22 protein-coding genes are annotated in these 20,486 nt (G+C 65.3%); 9 read left to right on the forward strand and 13 right to left on the reverse strand.

All coding sequences use genetic code 11. From position 1 onward, the window contains the following. Positions 1-76: 76 nt before the first annotated feature. From P3H15_RS55630 to P3H15_RS48980, 3 genes are all read right to left on the reverse strand, one after another. On the reverse strand, positions 77-646 hold the full coding sequence (locus tag P3H15_RS55630) for a transposase (protein ID WP_346348873.1): 570 nt from the start codon (positions 644-646) through the stop codon (positions 77-79). After that, complete coding sequence (locus P3H15_RS55635; RefSeq protein ID WP_346348874.1) at positions 582-845, reverse strand: hypothetical protein; 264 nt, start codon at positions 843-845, stop codon at positions 582-584. Before P3H15_RS55635 ends, P3H15_RS55630 begins: the two co-directional genes overlap by 65 nt. Before the next feature lie 80 nt (positions 846-925). Then, entirely contained in the window at positions 926-1,939 is a 1,014-nt protein-coding gene (locus P3H15_RS48980; RefSeq protein ID WP_276143963.1) for an Lrp/AsnC family transcriptional regulator, read from the reverse strand. Between the two features lie 125 nt (positions 1,940-2,064). Between P3H15_RS48980 and P3H15_RS48985 the strand changes: the two genes are divergently transcribed. Together P3H15_RS48985 and P3H15_RS48990 are read left to right on the forward strand one after the other, a co-directional pair. Then, positions 2,065-3,315 (forward strand): M20 family metallopeptidase, encoded by a 1,251-nt coding sequence (locus P3H15_RS48985; protein ID WP_276143964.1) that lies wholly within the window; start codon positions 2,065-2,067, stop codon positions 3,313-3,315. Positions 3,316-3,337: 22 nt separating this feature from the next. Next, positions 3,338-4,708: an MFS transporter gene (locus tag P3H15_RS48990; RefSeq protein ID WP_276143965.1), complete on the forward strand. Its 1,371-nt coding sequence runs from the start codon at positions 3,338-3,340 to the stop codon at positions 4,706-4,708. 63 nt (positions 4,709-4,771) lie between these two features. Here the strand turns inward: P3H15_RS48990 and P3H15_RS48995 are convergent, their stop codons facing one another. Then, positions 4,772-5,647 carry a LysR family transcriptional regulator gene (locus P3H15_RS48995; protein ID WP_276143966.1) on the reverse strand — a complete coding sequence of 292 codons (876 nt, stop codon included), beginning with the start codon at positions 5,645-5,647 and terminating at the stop codon, positions 4,772-4,774. An 81-nt stretch (positions 5,648-5,728) separates the two neighbouring features. On the opposite strand from P3H15_RS48995, the gene P3H15_RS49000 reads away from it, so the two are divergent. Further along, positions 5,729-7,219: an aminotransferase class I/II-fold pyridoxal phosphate-dependent enzyme gene (locus P3H15_RS49000; RefSeq protein ID WP_276143967.1), complete on the forward strand. Its 1,491-nt coding sequence runs from the start codon at positions 5,729-5,731 to the stop codon at positions 7,217-7,219. A 65-nt stretch (positions 7,220-7,284) separates the two neighbouring features. On the opposite strand, the gene P3H15_RS49005 is transcribed toward P3H15_RS49000, so the two are convergent. From P3H15_RS49005 to P3H15_RS49020, 5 genes are all read right to left on the reverse strand, one after another. Then, positions 7,285-8,925: an amidohydrolase gene (locus P3H15_RS49005; RefSeq protein ID WP_276143968.1), complete on the reverse strand. Its 1,641-nt coding sequence runs from the start codon at positions 8,923-8,925 to the stop codon at positions 7,285-7,287. 238 nt (positions 8,926-9,163) lie between these two features. Then, positions 9,164-9,325: a hypothetical protein gene (locus P3H15_RS49010; RefSeq protein WP_276143970.1), complete on the reverse strand. Its 162-nt coding sequence runs from the start codon at positions 9,323-9,325 to the stop codon at positions 9,164-9,166. Next, on the reverse strand, positions 9,246-10,010 hold the full coding sequence (locus P3H15_RS55970; protein ID WP_369426234.1) for a CHAT domain-containing protein: 765 nt from the start codon (positions 10,008-10,010) through the stop codon (positions 9,246-9,248). Before P3H15_RS55970 ends, P3H15_RS49010 begins: the two co-directional genes overlap by 80 nt. 110 nt (positions 10,011-10,120) lie before the next feature. Further along, complete coding sequence (locus P3H15_RS49015; protein ID WP_276143971.1) at positions 10,121-10,591, reverse strand: helix-turn-helix domain-containing protein; 471 nt, start codon at positions 10,589-10,591, stop codon at positions 10,121-10,123. A gap of 89 nt (positions 10,592-10,680) precedes the next feature. Continuing rightward, positions 10,681-11,679: an Lrp/AsnC family transcriptional regulator gene (locus P3H15_RS49020; RefSeq protein ID WP_369426235.1), complete on the reverse strand. Its 999-nt coding sequence runs from the start codon at positions 11,677-11,679 to the stop codon at positions 10,681-10,683. Between P3H15_RS49020 and P3H15_RS49025 the strand changes: the two genes are divergently transcribed. Together P3H15_RS49025 and P3H15_RS49030 are read left to right on the forward strand one after the other, a co-directional pair. Beyond that, positions 11,584-13,134, forward strand: coding sequence for an MFS transporter (locus P3H15_RS49025; protein ID WP_276143973.1), 1,551 nt, complete (start codon positions 11,584-11,586; stop codon positions 13,132-13,134). The genes P3H15_RS49020 and P3H15_RS49025 overlap by 96 nt on opposite strands. Positions 13,135-13,172: 38 nt before the next feature. Next, positions 13,173-14,621 (forward strand): amidohydrolase, encoded by a 1,449-nt coding sequence (locus P3H15_RS49030; RefSeq protein WP_276143974.1) that lies wholly within the window; start codon positions 13,173-13,175, stop codon positions 14,619-14,621. Between the two features lie 126 nt (positions 14,622-14,747). Here P3H15_RS49030 and P3H15_RS49035 read toward each other — a convergent pair whose 3' ends face one another. The 3 genes from P3H15_RS49035 to P3H15_RS49045 form a co-directional block, all read right to left on the reverse strand. Further along, the gene (locus P3H15_RS49035) at positions 14,748-15,995 is read right to left on the reverse strand and encodes an IS256 family transposase (protein WP_276143975.1); all 1,248 of its coding nucleotides are present in this window, start codon (positions 15,993-15,995) and stop codon (positions 14,748-14,750) included. Positions 15,996-16,138: 143 nt separating this feature from the next. After that, complete coding sequence (locus tag P3H15_RS49040) at positions 16,139-16,843, reverse strand: RES family NAD+ phosphorylase (RefSeq protein WP_276143976.1); 705 nt, start codon at positions 16,841-16,843, stop codon at positions 16,139-16,141. Continuing rightward, on the reverse strand, positions 16,837-17,577 hold the full coding sequence (locus tag P3H15_RS49045; RefSeq protein WP_276143977.1) for a helix-turn-helix domain-containing protein: 741 nt from the start codon (positions 17,575-17,577) through the stop codon (positions 16,837-16,839). The genes P3H15_RS49040 and P3H15_RS49045 overlap by 7 nt, the downstream gene beginning before the upstream one ends. 258 nt (positions 17,578-17,835) lie before the next feature. Here P3H15_RS49045 and P3H15_RS49050 point away from each other — a divergent pair, with 258 nt between their 5' ends. Together P3H15_RS49050 and P3H15_RS49055 are read left to right on the forward strand one after the other, a co-directional pair. Then, positions 17,836-18,003: a hypothetical protein gene (locus P3H15_RS49050; RefSeq protein ID WP_276143978.1), complete on the forward strand. Its 168-nt coding sequence runs from the start codon at positions 17,836-17,838 to the stop codon at positions 18,001-18,003. A 68-nt stretch (positions 18,004-18,071) separates the two neighbouring features. Continuing rightward, positions 18,072-18,242 (forward strand): hypothetical protein, encoded by a 171-nt coding sequence (locus tag P3H15_RS49055; RefSeq protein WP_276143979.1) that lies wholly within the window; start codon positions 18,072-18,074, stop codon positions 18,240-18,242. 132 nt (positions 18,243-18,374) lie between these two features. Here P3H15_RS49055 and P3H15_RS49060 read toward each other — a convergent pair whose 3' ends face one another. After that, positions 18,375-18,518 carry a hypothetical protein gene (locus P3H15_RS49060; RefSeq protein ID WP_276143980.1) on the reverse strand — a complete coding sequence of 48 codons (144 nt, stop codon included), beginning with the start codon at positions 18,516-18,518 and terminating at the stop codon, positions 18,375-18,377. A 372-nt stretch (positions 18,519-18,890) separates the two neighbouring features. On the opposite strand from P3H15_RS49060, the gene P3H15_RS49065 reads away from it, so the two are divergent. Both P3H15_RS49065 and P3H15_RS49070 read left to right on the forward strand, forming a co-directional pair. Further along, positions 18,891-19,460, forward strand: coding sequence for a hypothetical protein (locus P3H15_RS49065; protein ID WP_276143981.1), 570 nt, complete (start codon positions 18,891-18,893; stop codon positions 19,458-19,460). A 188-nt stretch (positions 19,461-19,648) separates the two neighbouring features. Next, positions 19,649-20,374, forward strand: coding sequence for a hypothetical protein (locus P3H15_RS49070; protein ID WP_276143982.1), 726 nt, complete (start codon positions 19,649-19,651; stop codon positions 20,372-20,374). Positions 20,375-20,486 lie beyond the last annotated feature (112 nt).

Genomic DNA, 20,486 nt, shown 5'->3' on the forward strand with positions numbered 1-20,486 from the left:
TCACGCTGGGCTTTCCTTGTGATCTGAGCTCACTCAATTACCGAAAGATCATTAGTAGCGCGCTCTGCAGGGGAAGTCAGTTCGGGGGCGGGCGAGCTGTGGCCACCGGGGCTTCACGATCACCGGGTCGGTGTGCGGGTCGAGCCACCGATTCCGCTGTAGATATCGGGACGCATTTGGCGGCCGGACCACACGATCGTGTGTGCCCGGGTTGCTCGTTCGTGGTAGCCGATGCTCTTGACCCGCAACATCCTTGGTGCCAGTGACCGTCGACACGCCTGAACTCCACGTGAATGATCGCTCCGGGCAGCCCCTTCAGCCCGTCAGGGACGGCGATGAACACGTCCTCGACCCCGCGGTTCTTAAAGACTACCGGGTAGATCGGATCCAGGGGTCGTGAGGACCAGTCCGCGAGCTCACCGGCCACCTTCTCGGTGAGCCTGCTGATCGTGTCATTGGAGACCGTCGCGTCGTAGCCGTTGTCGAAGTGCGCGGCGATCTCCCCGGTCGCAACCCGCGGGCGCTGAGGGAGAGCACGATCTGATCGATCCCGTCCATCCGGCGCTTGCGCTTGGGGACGATCACCGGCTTGAACGCCCGTCCCGATCTCGGTAAGCGCCGTCTTCGTCCGGGTGCTGTTGCGCATGTTCGCTCCGACCGGCGTCCCGCCATGCTGGTGGCCGAGATGCTCGGTCAGCTCCGCGTTCAACGCCGTCTCGAGCACGTTCTTCGTTCAGCAGCCCTCCCAGACCCAACAGGCTCACGCCCTGTTCCTTCGCCTGCGCGAGCAACCGCTCGGCAAGGTCCTTCTGATCGATGATCTCTCCCGTCACGGGATCGATCATCGCGTCATCCAAAGCAGGACCCCACCCACCGCTATTCAGGCAGTCCCGTCGCTGCTACGCGACGGGAGAGATGATCCCGCTCACTCGATCGGGATCATCTCTCCCGTCGCGTAGCCGTCGTCGTTCAGAATGCGGCCCATGCGCTTGAAGGTCCGCATGCCGATAAACGTCTCCCGTACTTCTGCGCGGGGGAGCATGGTCCCCAGCCACCGCTCGAACTCGTTCAACTCCGGCATCGAGCGGCTGAGTGTCGTGATGACGAGGTTGGCATCGCCGATGACGCTGGCGCACAGGCGCACCTGCGGGCGAGAACGCAGCGCCACGACGAGGTCGAGCACGTCCGTGGCCGGCACCCGCAGCATCCAGTTGCATTCGATCGGCCAGCCGGCGACCGGAGCGCTGATGTCGCACCGGATGTTCACCTGACCGGATGCCAGCACCTGCGAGAGCTGACGGCGCACGGTGGGTGCTGTGCCCCCGAGCTCGCGTGCGAGATCGGCCACCGATACGCGGGGGTTCGCGACCAGGGCTCGCACGAGTGCGCGACGCTGTGTCTCCGGCAGCCCGCTGGCCCGCTCAGAACTGATCTGGGCGGCGTCGCGGGCGAGAGCGGCTTCGCGCGGTTCGAGGGCATCCAGGCGCCAGGCCGCACCCTCCGCATGCAGCTGTGTGACGACGCGCGTCGCCGTGTCGATCACGCCGCGCATGCCAGCGATCTCATCCATAACCAGGATGCTGAGCGCCTGAAGATCCGGGACCATGATCGTGACCGTTAGGGCGAGATCGCTCCGCCCTGTTGCTGCGACCACGCTGACCACCTGCGGGTAGGCGCGCAGACTGTCGATCAGCGCCCGCCGATGACGGGGCTTGCACGCGACGTTCACGAACGCAGCGATGCCGTGCATGGATCGCAGGTTCCTATAGGCGGAGATCCACGCGATCCCCGCATTGCTCAGCCTGCGCCATCGCGCGGCCACTGCCGACGGAGACAGGTCGAGGATCTCGCCGGCGCCGGCCCAGGGGATGCGGGGAGCGATCTGCAGGAGGTTGATGACCCGCAGGTCCGTCTCATCGACAGGTAGATCGCCACGCAACCTGCATCACCTCCATCTGAATGATCCGAGCGCCGAACAGCGCTCAACTGAAGATTCCGATCGCGTCGGGTCCGTCGGACCAGTCGACTACGACAGTAGAGCCATTCGAAGGCGAAAGGAATCCGATGGACACTCTCACAGCAGCACAGGCACTCGCGCAGGAACTGACCGACCTGCGGCACGACCTGCACCGGCATCCCGAGATCGGGCTGGACCTTCCCGTCACGCAGGCCCGGATCCTCGCGGAACTCGAAGACTTGGGCCTGGAGACGACTGTGGGCACGGACTGCACCTCTGTGGTCGCGGTTCTGCGCGGCGGCGCGTCGACCGGCACGGCCCCGGCGGTGCTCCTGCGTGCGGACATGGACGGTCTCAACGTGCAAGAGGACACCGGTCTGCCCTGGCAGTCCGAGGTTCCCGGTGCCATGCACGGCTGCGGACACGACATGCACGTGACGATGCTCGTCGGTGCCGCCCGCATCCTCGCCGCTCATCGCGACGAGCTGGCAGGCGACGTGGTCTTCATGTTCCAGCCGGGCGAAGAGGGCTACGACGGCGCAGCCGTCATGGTCCGTGAAGGCGTGCTGGATGCCGCCGGCCCCCGTGTCTCCTCGGCGTTCGCTTTGCACGTGATGGCCGCCGGCCAGCCCCAGAGCCTTGTCCAGGCCCGTTCCGGAGCGATGCTCGCTGCGGCCGACGGTCTGCAGGTCACCGTCAACGGCAAGGGCGGGCACTCCTCCGCACCGTATCGCGGGGTCGATCCGATCACCGTCACCGCCGAGATGATCCTCGCCATGCAGGCTTTCGTCACTCGTCGCTTCGACGTCTTCGACCCGGTGGTCGTCGGCATCGGCGCCGTTCAGTCGGGCAACCTCGCGTCTCCGAACGCGATGCCCGATGTCGCGAAGTTCTCGGCGTCCGTACGCTTCTGGTCCGAGGAGGCCCGTGAGCGCTTCCACACGGGGGCGCAGAACCTGCTGGAGAGCATCGCCCAGGCCCACGGCGCGACCGTCGACGTCGAGCACCACACCGGTTACCCGGTGACGATCACCGACCCGTTCGAGGTGCAGTTCGTGGCCGACACGATCGCGTCCGCTTTCGGTGAGGAGCGCTATCAGGTGATGCCTACGCCGCTGGCCGGCTCCGAAGACTTCTCCCGCGTGCTGAACGAGGTTCCTGGCTCCTTCGCCTGCATCGGCGCCACGCCGGCGGGTGTCGACTGGAACACCGCGCCCAACAACCACAGCCCGTACGCCCAGTACGACGACGATGTCCTCCCGCTGGGTGCCGCGGTCTACGCAGAAGTGGCCTGGCGTCGTCTGGCTGCGCTCACGGAGGCGTCGTCACTGCAAGACGCCGTCGCTTCCAACCGCTAATCTCCATCGGAGAGGAATCATCGTGGCTTCCAACTCGATCGCAGAGCCGACACCGTCGAAGGCGGTGGAAAAGAGATCTTCCCATCGCCGCACCCTCGTCGGTACCGGCTTCGGTAATGCTCTGGAATGGTTCGACTGGTCGATCTACTCGACCTTCGCACCGTTCTTCGCGGCCAGCTTCTTCAATGCCGACGACCCGGTGTCGGCGTTCCTCGCGGCGGCCGTGGTGTTCGCCGTCGGCTTCATCGCCCGCCCCGTCGGCGCGATCCTCTTCGGCCGTCTCGGCGACCGGGTCGGCCGACGCAACACCCTGTCGATCACCGTCGCCCTGATCGCGCTCGGCAGTCTCATCATCGGGATCTCGCCGTCGTATCAGAGCATCGGCGTGGTCGCATCGGTGATCCTCATCGTCGCGCGGCTCATCCAGGGTCTCGCCTACGGTGGCGAGCAGCCGACCGCGGGTGCGTACCTGTCGGAGCTCGCTCCGGCAGAACGCCGGGGCCTGTGGTCGACGCTCGTCTACGGGTCCGGCACGGCGGGCGCGCTGGTCGGAACGTCGCTGGGCGCCATCATGTCCGCGGTCTTCGGGTCTGCAGCCATGTACGAGTGGGGATGGCGCGTGCCGTTCATCATCGCCGGTATCGGTGGTGTCTTCGCCCTCTACGTGCGTCAGCGCATGGAGGAGACCGAGCAGTTCACCACCGAGATCAAGACGGTCTCCGCTGACGCTGCGCCTCGCTCCAGCATGTGGCGCGACATGTGGATGATGCGTCGCTCCGCTCTCATGGTGATCGGGATGGGCATCGGCCTGACCGTCGCGTACTACTACTGGCTCGTGGCGACGACCAGCTACTCGATCGCGGTGCTCCAGGCCGACCCGACCAGCATCCTTCTGGTCTCCCTCGTCGCCAGCCTGCTGTTCATCGCGCTGCTGCCGGCCTGGGGAATCCTCTCCGACAAGATCGGACGCCGCCCCGTGCAGCTGATCGGGATCATCGGGACGGCGGCCCTGCTGTTCCCGCTGTCCGGGCTGATCGACGGGAACCCCTGGCACCTGCTGATCGCGCTCAGCATCGCGAACGTGTTCCTCTCGGCGCCGTGCGCGATCAGCCCGGCGGTGATGGCGGAGCTGTTCCCGACTCGGGTGCGCACCGCAGGAATCGCCATCCCGCTGGCGATCGCAACGTCCCTCTTCGGCGGCACGGCGCTGTACCTGAACATCTGGCTCACGACCAGCGTCGGACCGAACGCGTTCCTGTTCTACGTCCTCGCGCTGCTGGTGATCTCGGGCATCACCGTCTTCGTGATGCCGGAGACGAAAGGCCGCATCCTCAACGACGACGCGGATGTGTTCACGGGAGCGACCAAGACGATCCCGGATGCCGTGGCCTGAACCGCACGCATCACCATCTCGGACCCTGCGCCGCACTCCCGTGCGACGCAGGGTCCGACATCGTCACCTCTCCTCGCGTGTGACCGCGTCGAGCAGCACGTCCCGGATGTCCTCCGGCAGGTGCGCGGCGGTGTGGAGCGACACCACACGCGGCGGTAACCGATCGCTGAGCGGCACGAAGCGGCATCCGTCCGTGCTCACCGGCAGCGCGAGCTCCGGTACGAAGGCGACGCCGAGACCTGCGGCGACGTAGGCGGCCACGACCCGGTAGTCGTCGCTGTGCTGCCCCTCGATGGGCGTGAATCCCGCGTCGCGGGCGAAGCCCTGCAGCATGGCGTCGATCGCATCCGCCTGGTCACGACCGAGGATCCACGTCTCCTTCCGCAGCTCGCGAAGCGTGACCCGATCCCGCTCGGCGAGCGCGTGCGTTCGCGGCAGCAGCACGCCGAAGTGCTCCTCGAACAGCCTGGTTCCCCCCGGACGGCTGCCCGGTCTCATTTCGTAGGTGATCACCGCATCCAGGCGCAGAGCGTCGAATTCCGACCAGAGCGCCTCGTTCTCCGCCTCCGTCACGTCGACACGCACATCCGCATCGGCGGTCGCCTTCACGATCGCGGGCAGCAGATGCGCCGCTGCCGTCGGGAACACGCCGATCCGGCACCGCCGCATCCCGTCGGCCAGAGCGGACTGCACCTCGCCGTGCGCGCGGTCTGCCCGATCGAGCAGAGCCTGCGCGTGCGGTAGCCACAGCGCCCCGGCGCGGGTGAGGGCGGTGCCGGCGCTCGTGGAACGCACAACCGGCGCTCCGGTCGCCTGCGCGAGCGCCCGCAGATGGTGGGTCACCGTGGGCTGGCTCCACCCGAGTTCACGAGCGGCCGCCGCTGTCGAACGCGTGCGGGCTATCGCGCGCAGCGCCTGGAACTGACGGAGATCCAGCATCCAATAGCCTCCATATCTGCTATATAGATATCAAGATATCTTCATATTCCATATCTCTCTTGATTTGCAGACGATGGATGCATGACCATCGAGATCCTGCACGACATCGAGCGCCCCGACGCCACGTCTGTGCGCACCCCCTACGCCGACGTCCTCGCCGCGTACGCCGCCGAAGAGCACGTGCGACTGAACGTGCCCGGCCATGGCGCCGATCCGATCGCCGCCCCGCAGCTGACCGCCTACTTCGGCGAGCGGATCCTCCGCCTCGACGTGCCGCCGCTGCTGCCCGGTCTCGACATGGGTACGGACAACGGCCTGCAGCAGGCCAGGGAGCTTGCGGCCGATGCCTGGTCCGCGCGACGCACCTGGTTCCTCACCAACGGCGCTTCGCAGGCGAACCGCACCATCGCCCTGGCCCTGGCCTCGTACGACAGCCAGGACGCTCCCGTCGTCGTGCAGCGCAGCGCGCACTCATCGACCATCGACGGCATCATCCTCGCCGGTCTCCGCCCAGTCTTTGTGCAGCCTTCGATCGATCGCGAGCACGGCATCGCGCACGGCGTGTCCGCTGCCGCGCTCGCCGAGGCCCTGCGCAAGGCTCCCGGCTGCAAGGCTGTCGTGCTCACCTCGCCGAGCTACTTCGGCTCGGTGGCCGACATCCCCGCCCTCGCTGAGATCGCCCATGCGGCGGGTGCCGCGCTCATCGTCGACGGCGCGTGGGCGTCACACTTCGGCTTCCACGAAGACCTGCCGGTGCAGCCGCTCACCCAAGGGGCCGACGCGCTCGTCAGCAGCATGCACAAGTTCGGCGGCAGCCTCACGCAGTCGGCCATGCTGCACCTGGCCGACACCGAGCACGGTCGCGCCCTGGAACCTCTCGTCGAGCGTGCATTCGCCCTGACCCAGTCGACCTCGGAGAGCTCGCTGCTGCTGGCATCCCTCGACATCGCCAGGGCGCAGCTCGTCGAGGGTCACGACGGGATCACAGCATCCATCGCTGCCGCCGACGAGCTCCGGGACCGCATCCGCAGTATCGGCCGGTTCGGGATCGCGTCCGACGGCTTCGCCGCATTCGACGACATCGTCGCGGTCGACCCGATGCGCGTGTCGATCGATGTCGCGCAGGGCGGCGTCGGCGGACACGCTGCCCGCAACCTGCTGATGAAGCGGGGCGTGTTCCTCGAGATCGCCACCGAGACCTGCGTCGTCGCGGTGCTGGGACCCGGAGTTGTGCCCGACGTCGACCGGGTTATCGCCGAGCTGCACGCGTTGCCCGTCAGCAGCGACGGGAGCATCCCGCGGGTGGGTGCGCTTCCGGCTCCCGGCAAGTCGGTGATGCTGCCGCGTGAGGCTTTCCTGGGGGCGTCGATCGCGGTGCCGACAGCGGATGCGGTCGGCCGCGCTAGCGCGGAGACCCTCGCCGCCTATCCGCCTGGCATCCCGAACATTATGCCCGGTGAGCTGATCACGGCGGAGGCGGTGTGCTTCCTCACCGCGGTCTCGCAGACTCCCGGAGGACACGTGCGCGGTGCCAGCGACAAGAGCCTGGCGACCTTCCGGGTGCTCGCCTGAGAAAGCATACGACAGCGGGCCTTGGTCTTCTGACCAAGGCCCGCTGTCTCGCATGAGCGCAAGGCCTATGCGCGCCACACCTGCTCACCGGCGACCCATGTCTCGGCGACGGTGACGTCGCCGATCTCGGCGGTCGGAATCGTGAACAGATCCCGGTCGAGCACCACGAAGGTGCCCTCGGCGCCGGGGGCGATCGTCCCGAGACTCTCGAACGGTGCCACGGTGCTCGCCCGCCCGGTGTACAGCAGCACGGCCTGCGGGACCGTGATCGCCTGATCCTGGCCGAGGTCTCCGCCGTTGTGCGAGCGACGATCGACGGCCGCACGGATCGAGATGAACACGTTGTCCGCGTCGGCCCACGACGTCGCCGGCGAGTCCGAGGCCAGCGCGGCATGCGTGGCCTTCTCATAGAACGAGCGGATGGGGTAGGCGTGGGGCAGCTGCTCGGCGGAGAGGTTCTGCTTGTATGACTCGTACTCCGCGAAGTAGAAGATCGTGTGGCTGATTACGCCGAACGACATCCGCGCCGTCTCGATGCGATCGATCATCTGGGGAGTGAACAGCGATGCGTGATCGATGCGCACGGAGGGGAGCTCGCCCATCCATGGCTCCTGGTCCTCGAGGAGGGAGATCACCTGATTGATCGCCCTGTCTCCCATGGCGTGCACGGCCACCTGCACGTGGTTGCGTCGCGACCAGGCGACCGCCCGGAGCAGTTCCTCGTCGGAGACGACGCGGCTGCCATGCGAGCAGGAGTCGGGGTAGGGGTCCTCGAGCCACGCGTGCCGGTCGGAGAACGCGCCGTCCATGAGGAGCTTCACGCCCGCGACCCGGATCCTGCCCGTGCGTTGCTCATCGGTGAGGTCGGCGACCTCGCCGCCGTTTGCGCCGTCGACGAGATCCGTCCAACCGAGGTAGAGACCGCTCTGCGGCACGAAGCCCTCCGACGCCGCCGTGCGGTACATGGCCAGCGGATCCTTGTGATCGAAGGTGGCGTAGAGATCGTCGACGCCGACGATGCCGCGGGAGAGGAAGTGCTCGTTCAGGCTCGCCAGCCGTTGCGCCTGCTCTGCGAGCGACGGACGGGGGATGAGGGAGTCGACGAGGTTGATCGCGGCGAGTTCGGAGAGGGCGCCCGTGAGGCGGCCGTCCGCATCGCGATGGATGATCGCGCCGTCGGGATCGGGCGTGTCATCGTCGATGCCCGCGAGTGCGAGGGCCACGCTGTTGCACACGACGGTGTGGCCGTCGCACCGCCGGATGAGGATCGGCTGCGTCCTCGAGACCGTGTCGAGGTCGTGCACGGTCGGCTTGCGCTTCTCGTCGGTGAACCACATCTCGTCAAATCCGAAGCCGAGGATCCACGAGCCGGGGCCCGAACCGTAAGCCGGGTGGCTGCGCAGTGCATCCTGCACCGCCCCCACCGAAAGGACCTCGGGGGGCAGCAGCGAGACGAACTCGATGAGGGAGGCCATCATCGACGGGTGGGTGTGCACGTCGAGGAAGCCGGGGAGGACGACGCGCCCGGCAAGATCGACGGCGTCCTCTCCCTCGATGTCCTCGGCATCGCCGACCCAGGTGAAGCGTCCTTCATCGATCCGGAAGGCCGTCGCGAAGTCGTTCTCCCCTCGACCCGTGAACACCTTGCCGTGGCGGAAAAGTCGCTCGCTCTCAGCTGTGGGCTCGATCGCACTCGCCTCAGTCACTGCCATGTCTCCTCTCGCACCAGATGATGCATCCATGCCATCGTCTCGACGCAGCCTCCGCATCCGGACCCTCTCTCGGCACGCGCAACGGCGGGCGTCGTCCAACATCTTGGCCGCCTGCGATCTGTCCGCCCGAGATCCCTCGATTCCGTCAGATCGAGCGGCTCCCGGAGTGTGATCGTTCAGAGACTGTCAAAGCAACGGTGAATCTGGGCAGGGCTGACCGCCTGCTGGACCGTCACCTACGCGCAGGGTCCAGGGTGGCGGTGATGCGCCCCGAGATGATCCCGGCGAACACCGCAGCAGCGACGATGAGCACCTCACCGACGATCGAGATGGCAGCAGCGGCGGACAGTTGCTCGAGAGGCTCGGGCCCGCTCTCCAACCGATTCGCGATCATGTAGGTCATGTTGGGGCTCAGGCCGGCCGGGCGGGCTAGTTAGCGCTGGTGCCAACCCGACTTGTTCATCCGATGTCCGCGCATCCACAACGCCGCTCTTGCAAGCCGTGGCAACCACCAGGTCCAGTGAACCCAGGTTGGCTTGCGCTAGGTCGCCCACTGTTAGTCCGAGGTTTTGGCCGAGAACGAAGCGCGAGTTGAACGGGTCGACGACGTTCGGTTCCGCATGGAAGGCGAGGTGGAGATGGCTAGCTTCAGGAGCGTGCGCCAGGAGCCAGTTCCTCAGGCCCACTCCTGGGGGCGGGACGACGGTCGGTAGATACCTCTCCATTGAGGTGAGCTCCGAGGACGCGAAGCGCAGGGCACCGGTCGGATTCGCAACTCCGACTGCTTGCGGTAGCTTCGAGGCTTTCACCTGCAGTGGTCGGCCACGTACACCCACAAGGGAGCGGACCTCGACGTGGTCCACGAGGCGCCCCTCGGTCGAGTTGATGGCCGCAAACGGCAACGAAGACAGCGGACCGCCTGCGAGAAGGAGCAGTCGCTGGCCAGGGGTTCGACCCAGCAGAAGATCGAGCAGGTCCCGTGCCGCACGTACTCGCCAGTCTTCCTTCAGATCGCGTCCCGGGCCTGCAGGGATCGGGTCACGCACGTGAGCGAGGAGCTGGTAGGGCTTCTCGTCCATGCACACCACCGGGCGAGCTGGGTTGCGGGGGCGGGCTTAGACCGACAGGACATCTTCCATCCGAGCAGCGAACTCCGGGTTCGCCTTTGGTGGAATGGTCCAGCACTTCTTCAGGTGAGGACGAAGTTTCGTTTTCTTAAAATCCGGCCGATGGTCGAGTGGTCCAGATCGGGGATATCGTCGACCAGGGCGACGTGCTTCTCCAGCAGTCGCAGCGACCACCGCGCATGACCCTCGGGCGGCTTCGAGCAGGCCAACGCAATCAACCTGGCCTCGATCTCGCCGGTGATCTGCGACGGCACCGGTGGCAGGTCACGCTGCTTGCGCCCGATCGTGGCCTCCACGTCCTGACCGGTCTCAGCGAACCGCTTGGCCACCAGTCGCACCGTCTCACCCGAGACTCCCAACCGTGCTGCGATCACCTTCTTCTCATCGACCGCCCCGACCGAGGTGTCCAGCGCCAGCAACACCCGGGCCCGCCGGATCATCGAGGCCGGATGCACCCCGGTCGTGGTCAACCGTTCCAAGAACGCACGATCAGCCGAGCTCAACGTCACCGGACGCTTCTTCTGCGAAGGCATGACAACCGTCCTGACCGGCAGAGGGGAAGGGGAAGTCTGCCACCCCACCCTCGCACCGAAACAGGCCAGAATTAAGCAGCGACACGCTACTAGTCTGTTGCCTGTAATAGGGGGTGTGTGGCGCGCGGAATCGCGGTCCAGATGTCGACTGGGACGAGTTCGCGGGCTCGGCCGTGGTCGTCGAGCAGGCGTCCGACGTGCTTGATGGTTCGGAGCGTGACGGCGCGGTCCTCGATGTGGACGGTGGGCGTGTGCTCGGTCAGTTGGGATTCGAAGGTGGGTAGGTCCGCGGCGTGGCGGAGCCAGGCCATCACCAGGAGGTTGTGGGGTCCGGTGACGGAGGCGACCAATCTGATCTGGGGTAGGTGGGCAATCGTGCGGGCGTAGTGCGCGAGGTCTGGTGGTGGCACGCGGATCCAGAGCGTTGCGGCGAGTTCGTGACCGGTTACGGCGCGTGTTATGTCGCATCGGATGTCCAGGACACCGCTGTCGGTGAGGTGTACTAGTCGTCGACGGACCGTGTTGACGCTGACCGAGAGTTCGTGTGCGAGGTCGGAGGCAGAGGCTCGCCCGTCCCGACTGAGGGCGACGGACAACTGTTGGTCGAGTTGGTCCATCGGACGCGGCCGGCCGGAGGGGCGCGGTGGCGCGAGCTGTTGGATGGCGCTTTCCTGCCCGGGCTCGAGAGCGTTCAATCGCCATTGTGCTGCGTTGGTGAACAGGATGGTGATGACGTGGCTGCGGATGCTGCGGACTCCGGGAACGTTGTTCACTTCTTCGAGGTAGTCGGAAAGTTCGTTGATGGATTTGGTCAGAACGGTCAGTACTAGGTCGCGGCCACCCGAAGTCGTCTCGATCGTGGCCGTGCGCGGCGAGGTCGCGAGTTCGGCAGCGACGCTGCGAACATCATTGGCATCGCAATCGACCTCCACGAGCGCTCCGCCGCTTGTCCCTCGGGTGGTGTTGTATCCGCTGATCCAGGCATCGCCCCGTTGGGCGATCCGTTCCCAGCGCCGGGCGGCGGTCGCCGCGCTCATCCCGAGGGGCGTCGCGATCTGCGCCCAGGGCGCGCGCGGGGCGATCTGCAATGCATGCAGAAGTGCGAGATCATCCTCGTCGGTAATTTCTGCCATGTGATGCCTCATTTTGGAAATATCGAGCTGGTCCAGGGAATCGTCCCGACATTGACCCCAGAGTTGGGGCGCGAGCTCGGGCTGTCGACGGCCTCGTTGAACTGGATCAGTAGCGTCTTTTTGCTCTCGTCGGTGATCTGGGTGCCGATGTTAAGCAAGCTGGGTGACCTGCTCGGTCACCGGAAGATGCTGAGGATCGCGGTCGTACTCCTTGCCATCGGCTCAGTTCTCGTCGCGATCGCACCGAACTTCGTCAGCCTCCTCATCGGACGCGCGCTCCAAGGGGTCCTGCTCAGCCTCCTCCCCTTGGAAATGGCTTTGGTGCGCAACCGGTTGAGTCAGGAGAAAGCGCGCGGGGGAATCGCTGTGTTGCTCGGGGCCCTCACTTTGGGCTTTTCATTCGGGTACATCGCTGGTGGCCTTCTACTCGACCTCACAGAATCGGCGCAACAGGCGCTGTGGGTGCCCGCGATTGCCACGATCCTCTGCATTCTGGTGCCGTTCGTATTCGTTCCCGAATCGGTCATCGAGACCCGGCCCGGCATGCGTATGGACTGGCTCGGCGCCGCCCTTTTGACCCTGGGGCTCGGCTCGGTGATGCTGGCCCTCGCTCTGGGCCCGAAGCGTGGTTGGTCCGATGCGATCGTGCTCGGTCTGGTTATCGGCGGGGTGGTTGTGCTCGCCGTGTGGTGGCGAGTCGAGATGCGGCGATCGCAACCCCTCGTCGCGGTACGGCAGTTGGCCCGACCGCGGGTGCTGGTGCTCTACATCGGCGCACTCCTGGTGGGCGCGGCCTCATTCGGCCCGCTCACGGCATTCGCAACCTTCGCGGCGACATCACCGGAGTCCGGCTATGGGCTGGGCCTGAACGGGACCATGCTGGGGCTGTTTCTCTCCGCTCTGGGCGTCGGGGTCTTCCTCGCCTCTGTTGTCGCGCCCCCAATGGTGCGATGGCGCGGCCAACGGGCAGTCGTGGCAGCAGGATTCGTTGTGGGCATGGTCGCGTTCCTCACGATGCTGGAGCTGCAGTCCACGGCGCTGGGGATGGCCGCGATGATCGGTGTCGTCGGCTTCAGCGAGGGCCTGGTGGTCGCGACTCTTCCCATCATGATTCTCGAGCGGTTGCCGGCCAACGAGGCCGGGATATCCGCCGGTCTCTACAACATGGTCCGCACCCTGGGCGGGAGCGTCATGGGCGCGATCATCGCCGTCGTCTTCGCCAAGGCCACCGCACATGGCGCAACGTGGGTATCGGTCGTCGGTTACCACACCGTCTGGATCCTCTGCGCGGCCATCAGTCTCGTCGGCGCCGCCCTGCTCGTCGTCTCCGCACGCATCGACGCCTCTGTCTCCACGGAACTTCCCACTACAGACACCACGGCACCGGCCGTGCAGCACAAACCCGCGTAGCAGTTCCTGCCGCCCGGTCGACCACATAGGAGAAACGAATGGAAATCACCAAACATGCAGCTGCACTAGTGGATTCGCACGCGCCTGTATTCACTGAACTCGCCGACGCGATCTGGGGCACCCCCCAACTCCGATGGGCCGAGTTCGATGCCGTCGAACGGCAGACGGCTCTTGCCGAAAAGTACGGGTTCCAGATCACCCGCGCACTGGCGGGGATCCCCACCGCGTTCTCCGCGGAATACGGCGAGGATGGACCGGTTATCGCCTTCCTCGGTGAGTACGACGGGCTCGCCGGATTGAGCCAGCAGTCCGGTGTCGCCGTCAGAACCCCCGACTCGGCGAACACCAGCGGAAACGGTCACGGTTGCGGACACCATCTGCTCGGGGCAGGATCACTCCTGGCTGCGGTCGCGACCGCCGCCTACCTGAAGGAACACCAACTCCCGGGGCGGGTTCGGTACTACGGGTGCCCCGCGGAGGAGGCCGCCGCAGGTAAGTCGTTCATGGTGAAAGGCGGCGAATTCGACGACGTCGATGCCGCCGTGACATGGCATCCCTTTCCGCGGATGTCCACCCGCCAGATGCTTTTCCTCGCCTACACACAGGTGTACTTCACCTTCCGTGGAGTAGCCTCACACGCCGGGTCGACGCCCCACCAAGGCCGCAGCGCCCTCGACGCACTCGAGCTAATGAACGTGGGAGTGAACTTCCTCCGTGAGCACATGGCCGACTCGTCACGGATCCACTATGCGATCACCGACGCCGGCGGAGAGTCCCCGAATGTCGTCCAAGCACAGGCCACAGCCTATTACATCGTGCGGGCAAGAACCGTCGCGGAAATGCGTGAACTCTACGCTCGGGTAGTCAAGATCGCCGAAGGCGCGGCGCTGATGACCGAGACCGAACTCGAGATCAGATTCGACGGCGCATCAGCGGAAGTCCTCCCCAACGAAGTACTCGAAGAGGTCCTGCACGGCCACGCTCAGACCCTCGGCGGAGTCCCCTTCGACGAGGCGGACCGAACCATGGCACAAGAATTCCTCGCGACCTGCACTCCGTCGCAGATCGAGGCAGACCGAAGCCGAGCCGGCCTTTCCCAAGACGACACACGGGCGCTCCATGACTGCGTCCCCACGCTCGACTCGTCACAGCCCCGCCACCAAGAGTGCGGCTCCACCGACGTCGGAGACGTCAGTTGGGTCACCCCCACCGTGCAGATCTTCAACCCCTGTTATGCCCTCGGGTCACCGCCGCACTCGTGGCAATGGGTTGCACAGGGCAAGCTGCCCGCCGCGCACAAAGGGATGGTGCATGCGGCACAGGTCATGGCCGCAACCGCAGCGGACCTATTCACCAACCCCGAACTGCTCACCCGCGCCCGGACCGAATTCGCCGAAACCATCACCCGCACGCCCTACGACTGCCCCATCCCCGACGGCGTGCTCGCCCCACCGGTCCGTGCCCTACAGAAAGACCCGCATGTCTGATCGCACGATCGAGGGCAGGGACCGCTGAAACCTTCGGCTTCGTCGGCTTTGCTCCTCATCGCTGATCGTGGTGAGCGAAGGTGGGGACTATCCGAACTTCGGTGGATCTAGCTCTGGCATATGAATTTAGTTTCCAGTTGGGGTGATTCGGCCTTCGAATGTGATAGCAAACGCATTGAGAGCTGGTTTCCACCTCGTCACCCATCGTGCTCTTCCCTGGCCGGTTGGGTCCAGCGCACGGGTGGCGAGGTAGAGACATTTGAGCGCGGCTTGGTCGCTGGGGAAGTGCCCACGCGCTCGCACTGCCCGCCGGTAGCGAGCATTGAGGGACTCGATCGCATTCGTCGAACAGATGACCCGTCGGATCTCGGCGTCGTAGTCCAGGAACGGCACGAACTCACTCCAGGCGTTCTCCCACAGTCGGACGATCGCCGGATACTTCGTACCCCACTTGGCGGCGAACTCGATGAAACACTCCCGAGCGGCGGACTCGTTGTTGACGGCAGTGTAGATCGGACGCAAGTCCCGCGACATCTCGTCCCAGTACTGCCGCGACGCATAGCGGAAAGTGTTGCGCAGCAGATGAATCAAGCACGTCTGCACCACTGCGAGTGGCCACACGGTAGTGATCGCCTCCGGCAGCCCCTTGAGCCCGTCGCAGACGGCCATGCAGACATCTGCGACGCCGCGGTTGCGGATCTCAGTGAGCACGGCGAGCCAGAACTTGGCCCCCTCCCCGCCGTCACCGGCCCACAATCCGAGGATCTCGCGTTCCCCGGCGGTGGTGACACCGATGGCGACGTAGACGGGCCGGTTGGCGACCTGACCGTCGCGGATCTTGACATGAATGGCATCGATGAACACCACCGGATACACCGGGTCGAGAGGTCGCACGGACCAGTCGGTCATCTCCGCGATCACTTTGTCGGTGATCTTGCTGATCGTCTCCCTCGAGACCGACGCTCCATAGACGTCGTCGAAGTGCGCCGCGATTTCCCCGGTGGTCAGGCCCTTCGCCGAGAGGGACAGAACGATCTCGTCGACGCCGGTCAATCGGCGCTGGCGTTTCTTGACGATCTGCGGGTCGAACGAGGCGTCGGTGTCGCGGGGGACCTGGATCTCCACCGGGCCGATTTCCGTGAGCACCGTCTTGCTGCGGCGTCCGTTGCGGGAATTGCCGCCGTTTCGGCCGGTGAACTGGTGTTTCTCGTAGCCGAGGTGCGCGTCCATCTCGGCTTCGAGTGCGGTTTCGAGGACGTTCGCGGTGAGCTGGTTCAGTAGTCCGTTCGGACCGACCAGCTCGATACCTTCAGCTTCGGCTTGGGCCAACAGTTGTTGGGCCAACTTCTGGTGGTCAATCTTCGACTGATCCATGGGATCAAGTGTTTCGGTCATCGTCTTGCCTTCTCGCCAAGCTAACTCGGCGTGTCGGCCAGATCCAGTTCAACCGTTATCCCGACAGTCCCCGAAGGTGCTGCCTGGCGTCCGCAGACAGCCCTGGCGGCCTCAGTTTGCGGTTAGGGCGCGGCTGCGCGTTGGCAGTTGGGGCAGTGGTTTTCGTCGGTGTGGGTCACGGCGATGTGGCGGGGGATCAGGGCGGCAAGGAGCCGCGGCTGGATGCGCGGGTGTGTCAGGGGGAGGTCCAGCGGCTGCCCGGTGCGGTCGTGGGCGACGGTGATGGCGTTGTCGCAGTCCCAGAGTGCGAGGGCGTGGTCGTCGTTGTAGGCGGTGCGGTAGCGGATGCCGTCGACTTTCGTTGCGGCGGGTTGGTCTTCGTAGATCGCCTTCGCCCATTGTTGGGTGAGGCCGCGGTGTTCGTTGCCGGCGGCGAGGGCGGGGAGCGCCCCGATTGCCAGCGCTGCCCCGGGGGTGGTGAGGTCGTAGGTGACGATGTCGCGGACCGGTAGGACCTGGGTGGCCCGCCAGTGCGGGCACAGGGCGGCGACCCCGGCCTCACCGAACACTTCGCAGGCACTGGTGGCGAGGTCGAGGGCCAGGTACAGCACCGCGCGCTGGTCCGGGTCCATCGCCGGTGGGGTGGGGGTGTGGTGGTCGAAGCGGGCCAGTGGCCCGAATCGGCGGAAGGTGATCCCGTTCGGGGTGAACCGATCCCGGTGGTAGATCCGGAACCAGGGCGTCGTGGTGGGGTCGGTGGGTGTCCAGGTCCAGCGGTGATCGGCCGAGGGCAGTGGCCGGACCGGGGCGGGGAGGGGCTTTACCATCCGGCGGCGGTCAGTCCGGTCGCGACGGTGACGACGTGGTCGCTGTCGCGGGCCATTTCCTGGGCGGGGGTGCGGCCGGCGAAGGTGGTGTTGGGGCGGCTCATCCACCGCGAGAGGCTGACTTCACCGCCGGGGAACGCGCGGGTGAGGTGGTCGAGGTCGGGCAGGACCGGGTCGGCCCGGTCGGGGGTGAACTGCCAGGTCGGGAACCGCCACTCCCGCCCGTCCTTGAGTCCGATGAGCCGGCCGTCGGCGGCCATGTCGGACACTGTCTGCCGGGAGACGCCGAGGATGTCGGCGACCTGGGTGCGGGTGAACGAGGCGGCGAGTTGCTCGCGCCGCTGATCGACCTGCAGTTGCAGGTTCTCCTCGTCCAGGGTGGCGGTCTGCGCCGGGGTAGGTGCCGGCCCCCATTCGTCGTCGGGGACGCCCGCGACACGGCCGGGGGCGGACACTGGCAAAGGAGCTGTGGGGGTGTTCGGGGCGGTCTGTTCTTCTCGCAGGATCTGCGCGGCGATCTCGAGTGCTTCGACCTTGGTCTGGACGATCCGTGCCGGTGACCGTGGTGTCGGGGTGGTGATGGTGAGTTCGGTGACCCGTGACCATGCGAGGGCGCCGCCGTCCTCGGCGACGGTCACCTTCCAGCCGCCGGCGCGGTGGCGGCGACCGGCGAGGTGGCGTGGTGCCCGCACGTAGGGGGTGGTGTGCGGGGTGTGTCGGCGTGTCCCGGGCATGGTGTACCTCCTCGACCTCATTGTACGGGTAATGCGGGATACGCGGGAAGTGCGGACATGTTGGAGGTCGGGGCCGGGAACGCCGGGGTGCTGGTTGGACGATGCCCGCGCCGCAGCTGCAGCTGTCCATGGGGAGGTCACTTCACCGGCACATCCTGCAGTCGATCCGATGAGACCGCCGAGTGTGTATCACCCATGCGGGACGTGTGGGCGCGCATGGGTGAGCACGGTGATGCGGGTGCAGCAGACTTGTCCGTCATGACGGATCCGCTGCATGTCGACCTCACCGAACGTCTCGGCCGGGCTGTCGCCCGTGCCGCCAGGGAGGGCGATCCCCTGTTCGGCACCGTGGAGGTCACCATCGAGGAGCTGACGGAGCTGCTCGAACGCCAGGTTCCTCCCCGTGACCAGGATGCTGCACCGTAATGAGGGTGCCACTCGTGTATATCGAGCGGCGCGCTCTGGTTATCGCCCGCTTTGGGCAGGATGAGACGGTGGGCGATCGAATCGCAGCAGACCTCGAGCGTGAACACGCCATGCTCACCTCCGTACGCAACCGTCTCCGCGCGTCGGAGGGTGAAGACTTCCGCACCCCGACCACTGCGCTCGACCAGGTTCTCGACGAGCTCAACAGTGTCGAACGATCACCGGGGGATCCGAGGTGATTGTCGGCGGTGCAGCACCCCGAGGTGTGGTGGTCGCGATGCAGTCACCCTGGGTCGGGGACGGTGGTGCCGGGGTGGTGCGGTCGGGTCAGGCCGGATGGCGACCGCAAATGCGTTGGTCGCGTGTGTGGTTCACAGGTGCGCCAGCATGGGAAGCAGGGTGATCGCGGAGACGGTGATGCCCGCGGCGCCGGCAACGATGCCCAGTAGGGCCCGCAACGATGCCGCCTCGTCGTCCGCTACCGCGGACCGCGACGTGGCGATAGCGCCGCACACGCCTATTCATTCGGCTGGTCCCGCAGTGTCATTCACGTAGACGACGGCGGCCATAAAGCGGACGTTGCAACTGGTGGATGCTGAGCCTTGAGGAGTATCAAAGGGAGGTCCTCAGGCGTGGCGGTCCGCGCTGGGAATTGACCACAGCAACGAAATGGCCATCTGTGCAGGTCGTTGACCTCAGAGACGGGCAAGGATGTGTCATTGGGGTTGCGGGTGCAAACCAGGAAGGGTTAATACGGCGACGTGCACAGTCAGTGATCTGTCCGGTATGCAATGATTTCGCGATACTTGTCAGTTGCCTCACATTGCGTCTGGGGGCCGTTCAGTGGGAGGACCATTGGTCAACGCTGCCGGTTTGGCTAGGTCATCGTGATCCCACCGCTGGATGTTGCGACCGGGCATCTCCCGCCAGGCCGCTATCGCTGCACACTTCACGAGATCGAATCAGCGTTCGTCAACGATGTTAAGTTCACGGGTTCGGACAGCAGGCGGCGGCTATTCGACGGTCTACTGAGGTATCTGCAAGAGTGGCATCTTTCGCAGGAGGCTCTCGGGGCGACGAACGTCCTTCGTTCAGTGTGGGTCGCGGGGAGCTTCACCAGCAATAAACTGGATCCACGGGATGTGGACATCACGCCATTGGTGGACGGACCGAAGCTGGCGGATCTTGACGGTAAGCCGGGGTGTGGTCGTGTGAAGGCGCTGTTCGGTCATCGGAAGACAGTCTTCAAAGAGTTCGGTGTGGAGCCGTATCCAGTCACCTGGTGGCCGCTTACGACGCTCCGCCACACCAAGTACTCGAATCTGGAGCATGACTACGCGCTCGTACGTGGGGTCATGGATGATTTTTGGCAACGTACCCGTTCCTATGAGGGACAGGGCAAACTGACAGTAGACAGTGCGGGCACACGACGCGGCTACTTGGAGGTGAGGGTGTGAACCTTGCGGATGAGTTTCCTCAGCTGCGGAGCTACACATCCCCTGAGTGGATTGTTGCCGCTGGTGAGGATTCTGAGGGACCTGACCTAATTAGTTCGGCGCGGCGCGCGCTTGCGGACGCCATGTCCGAGATAGATCAGTCGTTCGCTCTACCGACTCTGATTGATCTCCGCCTAATCGGGGAGAGCGTGAGCGACGGGAGCCTGAGCGGTGACCTGACATTTGTCGTGAATCGATTTCAACGGGAAATTGAGGCGGCACTGCCCGCCGCGCTGGCTGAGCAGGGAATCGGCAAGATCGAACTTGTGTCTATTACGGAAGGCAGCGCTGTGCTTCACATGAAGCCTGTGTTCGCGACCTCAGTTGAGCAGGACGGGCTAGAGATCGACGCCGAATCATTATTCGACGGCGCTGTGAGAAAAGTGCTCGACGTTCACGACGCATTGGAAGAGGGCGCGGTAGCCGCCGAACTGCCTGGCAACGAGAAAAAACTCCTCGACGCTGTGCGGCTGATGACGGAAGAGTTGGCGGAGCACGATGTGAACCTGGAGGTTTCCGCCCTTGAAGGCCGAGGTAATCGTCGGCTTTCCAGGTTGTCGCGAGTGGGCATTTCGCACGCCGTACATCTCTTCGAACGGACCGTACAAAAGGAAAAGCAGCAGATTGGCGGGTATGTGCATACCGTCAGTCTGGACGGGAGACTCACTCTCGCAGCCAGTACAAGAAAGCGAGCGCATAAGTCCGTTATAGAACAAGTTCCCTCTGCACTGATCCGGGCGGGTTCGTTCCCTCTGGGTGAGTACATGCGTGTGGCCGTGGATGCCGAAATAAAGACCGACGCTCTGGGTAATCGACCTGAGACTAAGTACAAATTCTCGGAGATCCTCGCACACAGCCCAGAAGCGTCCCTCTGAACAACGTGCGCAACCGATTCGGGGAGAGCGTGGTTGCAAGCGCTTGGCGCCCGGTCCGGCCTGACTTGCACAGGTTTAGTGCCCCGGTCAGCGGGTCGGTAGGTCCAGCGCG

The sequence above is a fragment of the Rhodococcus sp. T2V genome (assembly GCF_029269925.1).
Lineage (GTDB): Bacteria > Actinomycetota > Actinomycetes > Mycobacteriales > Mycobacteriaceae > Rhodococcus_F > Rhodococcus_F koreensis.